The sequence below is a fragment of the Rhizobium sp. P1_E6 genome (assembly GCF_056405875.1).
Window position 1 is genome coordinate 1 of the sequence record NZ_JBFUBG010000184.1, and the last position, 4,456, is coordinate 4,456.

4 protein-coding genes and 1 pseudogene are annotated in these 4,456 nt (G+C 57.3%); 1 reads left to right on the plus strand and 4 read right to left on the minus strand.

What is annotated here, in order from left to right; translation table 11 throughout:
* Positions 1-16: 16 nt before the first annotated feature.
* Positions 17-271, plus strand: a pseudogene (locus tag AC1D35_RS34820) (lipoyl synthase); the annotation flags it as partial.
* A gap of 324 nt (positions 272-595) precedes the next feature.
* Here the strand turns inward: AC1D35_RS34820 and AC1D35_RS34825 are convergent.
* From AC1D35_RS34825 to AC1D35_RS34840, 4 genes are all read right to left on the minus strand, one after another.
* Positions 596-1,318: a DJ-1/PfpI family protein gene (locus tag AC1D35_RS34825; RefSeq protein ID WP_477942450.1), complete on the minus strand. Its 723-nt coding sequence runs from the start codon at positions 1,316-1,318 to the stop codon at positions 596-598.
* Between the two features lie 181 nt (positions 1,319-1,499).
* Positions 1,500-2,531, minus strand: a complete 1,032-nt coding sequence (gene gap, locus AC1D35_RS34830; RefSeq protein ID WP_477942452.1) for a type I glyceraldehyde-3-phosphate dehydrogenase — start codon at positions 2,529-2,531, stop codon at positions 1,500-1,502.
* A 295-nt stretch (positions 2,532-2,826) separates the two neighbouring features.
* Positions 2,827-3,885, minus strand: a complete 1,059-nt coding sequence (locus AC1D35_RS34835) for an aldo/keto reductase (protein WP_477942454.1) — start codon at positions 3,883-3,885, stop codon at positions 2,827-2,829.
* Between the two features lie 152 nt (positions 3,886-4,037).
* Positions 4,038-4,456 (minus strand): VOC family protein (locus tag AC1D35_RS34840; protein WP_477942457.1); only part of this gene is annotated, 419 nt, incomplete at its 5' end.

Below are 4,456 nucleotides of genomic sequence, written 5' to 3' on the forward strand. Positions count from 1 at the left end.
GTGCTACAGCTGATGGGTGCTACAGCTGATGGACGACCTTCGCACCGCCGATGTCGACTTCCTGACGATCGGCCAGTATCTGCAGCCGACCCGCAAGCACCACAAGGTCGAAAGCTTCGTCACGCCGGAAGAGTTCAAGTCCTATGAGACAGTCGCCTACACCAAGGGCTTCCTGATGGTGGCTTCCAGCCCGCTCACCCGCTCCTCGCACCATGCCGGCGATGACTTCGCGCGTCTGAAGATCGCTCGCGAGAAGAAGCTACTCATATAGTGCGGTCGTCTCCGCTTGCCGCTCTACCAACCCACAAGGGGCTCATTGAATGCGGCCTTCCCGGGGACCAATCCGAAAACGCCGCCAGACAAAGTCTGACGGCGTTCATAACATTCACGGGGTCTAGCTTGTCGTCGATAAAATGGCGCCGAGCCGACGTACGGTAGATCGAGCAAACCGTCAGGGGGCCGTGCAGTCGAGATGCTGATCTGGTTCCTGGCCTTTATAGATCAACGGGTAACCGATTGTGATTCCGGGCAAATACTGGCCGATGCGGTGGCTTTGGAATCTTTTCCGGTGATCGGACCGTAATGGCCTCTGACTTCAATCGGCCATGACGGAGGAGACGAGACCGAGTTTTTCTCCGACACGCTTCGCCGTTTCGATACGGGCGGCGGTGAGCGCGGCGACAGCGTCGCGTTGTCTCTCCAGGATATGGGGCGGTGACCGTTCAGGCGTRCCACTATCGAAGGGCGGCTCGGGTTGATACTGCATATAGAGCTGAATCTGTTTGGCGACATCGTCCCCACGCGCCATTGCGGCGAGGCGCAGCGCACCATCGATGCCTGAGGTCACTCCGGCCGCGAATATCCAATTGCCGTCGATGACGACGCGCTCGTTAACGGGAATGGCGCCCAAAAGCGGAAGCACCTCCATGGATGCCCAGTGGGTTGTCGCCCGGCGTCCCTTCAAAAGGCCAGCGGCGCCGGCCAAGAGCGCGCCGGTGCAAACCGAAAACACATAGGTCGCTTCGGCTGTCTGTCGGCGAATAAAACCCAGGACTTCTTCGTCCTCCATCAAATTCTGCTGCCCCGGGCCGCCGGGGATATGCAGGATGTCCAGCTTTGGCATGTCGCGCAGCGTGGTGGTGGGATAGAGCGGCAGCCCGTGGAAATCTTTCACCACTTCCATCTTTTTTGCTCCGATATGGACTGTAGCGTTCGGAATAGCGGAAAGGACTTCATAGGGACCGGTCAGGTCGATCTGATCAAAGCGGTCGAATATCAGCGAGCCGATATGCAGGTGCTGATCCGGTGCAAACCTCATATGTTTCTTCCTTTGAGCGTTTGTTGCCAACAGGGCTTCTTCCGGCCATGCCGGCAGATGATGTTGGCAACTGGCTTAAATCGTAACGTGTTTGTCGGTTGGGAATGGGAAAGCGTGTCATCGATGCCGCGCTGGGCAATCGGCGAGTTGGACAATGCGCAGAGATTGGTTCTGTTGCCGGCTATCCCATGGCCAACGGCAGCCTGCCAAACTGGACAGCATTGTCGATCAACCGATTCGCGAAACCCCATTCATTATCGTACCAGGCATAGACGGTGGCGTGCTCACCACCGCCGATGACTTTGGTGAGTGTCGTATCAAAAATCGCCGAGGCGGAATTATGGATGAAGTCGCTGGAGACCAGCGGCAGATCACTGATGGTCAGCAGTCCCTTCAGCGGCCCTTCGCTGGCGGCAGACCGCATTAACGCGTTGATCTCGTCGGCGGAAGTTGGACGCCCGCAGGTAAAGCTTACGACCAACAGACAGACGTCGATGGTCGGAACGCGGATCGAAAATCCATCCAATCGACCTTCAAGTTCTGGCAGGACGAGGCCGATTGCCGACGCTGCGCCGGTCTTGGTCGGGATAATGGATGCCATGGCAGAGCGGGCGCGGCGCGGATCGGGATGATAGACGTCCGTTAAAACCTGGTCGTTGGTGACGGCATGTACCGTCGTCATGTTGCCCGCAACGATACCGATAGCGTCGTTCAGGGGCTTTGCGATTGTTGCCAGGCAGTTCGTCGTGCAGGATCCAATCGCAATGATACGATGGGTATCCTTCAGGGCATCGTCATTGACGCCATAAACGATGGTTGCATCAATATCGCTGCCTGCAGGCGCCGAGATAATCACGCGCTTTGCGCCCGCGGTCAGATGAGCCGACGCGGCCGCACGGTTTGCGAATATTCCGGTGCATTCGAGAACGAGATCAACATCCAGCTCCCCCCATGGCAGCTTCGCCGGATCGCGTTCCGCTAGAACCTTGATCGGATCGCCGTTGACCACAAGCACTCCATCGGCAACCGAGATGTCAGCCGGAAACTTGCCATGGGTCGTGTCGAATGCTGTCAAATGCGCGTTGATCTCAGCGCTCGCAAGATCGTTGATGGCGACAATTTCGATCGCCTCACGCTTATTGCTTTCGTAGAGCGCCCTAAGTGCGTTTCTCCCAATGCGGCCATAGCCGTTGATCGCAACTCTCAAAACCATCATACACCTCGTTTTTAGACCGCGGCAGATTACGGTTGGGTGATCGTTCGACAAATGACAAATTTCCCTCATTTTCGGTTAGGCACGCCAACGCCGGCAACTGTTTCCAGCAGTTGAGCTCGCTCAACTTCCTGACGACCGGGCAGTCATCTACCGTAGACCGCTGTGTGGCCTCTTTGGTTTTCAGATCTTGAAACGGCTACTGGCAAGCAGATGATTGGTTACGGCGGATCAGGGCATGACCCTGAAGATGAGAGGAAAAAAGCCGGCATCAAAGTGCCGGCCTGGGTGCGGGCTAGGATTTCTCGTGCCCTGCGAGCGCTTCCATGTCCGCTTCGCTCAGCCTGTCGCTCGCCGCATTGCGTTGGTGCCAATAAGGATAAGGGAGAGGGCTTTTGCTGACGTTATCGAGAAGTTGGCGCTCGTCTGTAGAAAGTCTCAGTTCGGCTGCCCCCAGATTATCCTGGAACTGCGCTTCCGTTCGACCCCCGATGACGATCGAGGTAACTGCCTTACGGCCGATCAGCCAGGACAATGYGGCCTGCGCCGGCGAGACCCCTTTATTTTCGGCAATCGAGACGAGGGTTTCGACGATGTTCCAGAGACGGTTTTCATCCCGGATCGGCGGTTCAGTCCAACCGGCGAATTGGCGACTATCTTCGGGTGCTGCCTGGTTGCGGCGATGCTTGCCGGATAGCAGCCCGCCTGCGAGGGGGCTCCAGACAAGGACACCAAGGCCCTGATCGACTGCAACGGGCAGCAACTCATGCTCGGCGTCACGTGATTCCAGGCTATAGTGGATCTGTTGGCAGACGAACCGTTGGCGCATTTCGCGTTCGCTGACCCCAAGTGCCTTGACGATATGCCAGCCCGAGAAATTTGAGCAGCCAACGTATCGGACCTTGCCCTGCCGGACGAGCGTATCGAGTGCTTCCATGGTTTCTTCGAGGGGAGTATGGCCGTCCCAATGATGCAACTGATAGAGATCGATGACGTCCGTCTTCAGGCGGCGCAGGCTGGCCTCACAGGCTTCGATGAGGTGATAGCGGGAGTTGCCGGCATTGTTCACACCGTTGCCCATCGGGTAACGCGCCTTCGTTGCGATGAGGACGCCGTCTTTTTGCTTACCCCTCAGAATTTCACCGACGATTTCTTCGGACCGGCCATCGGAATAGGCATCGGCCGTGTCGAGCAGATTGACTCCCTTATCGATGCAGAGATCGACGAGGCGTCTGGCTTCGGAGACATCAAGAGCCCCGGTTTTCTGCGCCCAGCCAGCGCCGCCGAAGGTCATGGTCCCCATTGTGATTGTCGAAATTTTCAGACCTGAGCGGCCAAGCTGACGGTATTCCATTCGTCTCCTCCTTGATAAACTGGTGTTTGGTTGATTGATTGCCCGCAGCGACGGGGCGTGCAGTCCTGAACGGGATGAGGAAGGCGCAATGCCTCGATGGGCGCCGCTTGCGGCGCGGCCTATGGTAATGCGCTCACTCACGGGGAGGGTCCCTACGCGCTGGGCCGAACCGCTCGATTGGCGCAAAATTGTGCGTAGGGCGCCTCGAAGAATTCAATGATCGTGCCCCAGGGATCCATGCAGTAGACGAGACGCATGTTCTGTTCGGGGTAGAGCTGCCATTTCTTCGACAATACTTTGCCGCCGTTTTGCGTGATTAGGTCGGCTGTCACGTCAATGTCTGCAGTGGTCAGACAGATGTGAAAGATCCCGGATCGCGAAAAGTCGAAGGTGTTTTCAGGGACGTGTGTCTCCGGTTTTATGAATTGGAACATCTCAATTCCCACACCGCAGGCCGTCGTCAGATGGGCGATCCTGACTTTGCCGAAAGCGTCACCGAAAATGTCCTTGACGATGGCGCCGAGGTGACTTCCGTCGTCGCGTACCTCAGCCGGCTCGGCGAGGACGAAAC

Coding starts and splice junctions, on each gene's coding strand:
- gap (WP_477942452.1), bottom strand. CDS start 2,531: ATGGTTTTGAGAGTTGCGATCAACGGCTATGGCCGCATTGGGAGAAAC.